Raw genomic sequence first — 1232 nt, 5'->3', positions numbered from 1 at the left:
TCTACACGGACCCTTGTCACCTGGGACTGAAAAGGCCTGACCAACGCCCTGGGGCCGCAGCTGAACCGCGGTGACCCACACCGCGGCCCCCTCGGCCACGACTGCCAGTGCCACCCACCACCAGCGGATCGGCGGGGTAGGACGCCGCGCTTGCCGCACTTGCGGGGGCTGGTTGGGCGTCAGATCGGCTCGCCCCTGCGGCCGCCGCGGTGTGCGGCCGGAGGGATGCCGCCTTGACCTGGCGAATTCAAGGCCGGCGGCCAAATCGTCCGCAGCGTCAGCCGGTTTCCGATGAGCTCATGCCGGACCGGAAATCCAATTTCCGGTCAGTTGCAGCAGCAAGGGAAACCGACATGATGGAGGGCGCGCCGCGACTGCAGCGATCCGGTGTCGTCACGCCGTCGCCCGCGTCCACAGCCGGGTGAGTACGTGTGACTGCCAGGTCCCGCAACACGTTGTGCTTGTGCGCAGCGGCCGCCCAGGTGTATCGGCGAGGGGGAACGAAGCGCGCAGGCGTACAGGGGGAGTGTGGGCGTGATCATGCAATCGGTCCGCAGCCTGCTGTGGGTTACAGTCTCCATCTGATCAAGATCATTAGGGGGAAATCATCAATATCGTCCGTAGAGCCGCAGCAATCTGTGCGGCGTTCTTCGCCACCCTTTTCATCACTTCGACGCCTGCTCACGCGGATTACGACGGGTGGGCGCTTATCAACGATGCGCCGGGGGCTTACAACTTCTGTGCCACACCTGAGGGCAACAGCACCGCCAACGGCACAGTAGTCACCCTGTGGAAGTGCAACCCCAACGACCTCATGTTGTGGCGCTGGAGGGGCGACGCCCTCGTGCACAGTGTGAGCGGCAAGTGCCTGACGCCGCGCGGCAACAGCTACGCCAATGGCACCGTGCTGACCCTCTGGACGTGCACGGGATCTCCCGTTCAGGACTTCGACCAGGTCCGGGGAACCCACACCACCATCCGGCCCACGCACGCTCGCGACAAGTGCCTGACCAACTACGGTGGCGCGCAGGCCAACGGGGTATGGGTCACTCTGTGGACCTGCTCGAGCAGCGTGCCCAACGAGCAGAAGTGGTCGTGGGGCTAGCCTCGACGCATGCCTGGTGTGTGTCCGCCCTCGCTGCTCTCGAGCAGCGAGGGCGTTCCGTAATAAGCCCTATTGATCAGAAACTCATGGGGTTCTCGTTCAAGACGTAGCGGACGTGCGGGCCGCC

Annotated in this window: 1 protein-coding gene; it reads left to right on the top strand. The window is 64.7% G+C overall.

What is annotated here, in order from left to right; genetic code table 11:
- The first annotated feature begins 604 nt into the window (after positions 1-604).
- Positions 605-1105, top strand: a complete 501-nt coding sequence (locus tag BJP40_RS36340; RefSeq protein WP_079171265.1) for a ricin-type beta-trefoil lectin domain protein — start codon at positions 605-607, stop codon at positions 1103-1105.
- Positions 1106-1232: the final 127 nt, after the last annotated feature.

The sequence above is a fragment of the Streptomyces sp. CC53 genome (assembly GCF_001865245.1).
In the GTDB taxonomy this organism is placed as follows: domain Bacteria; phylum Actinomycetota; class Actinomycetes; order Streptomycetales; family Streptomycetaceae; genus Streptomyces.
This window is presented reverse-complemented; position numbering and strand designations above follow the sequence as displayed.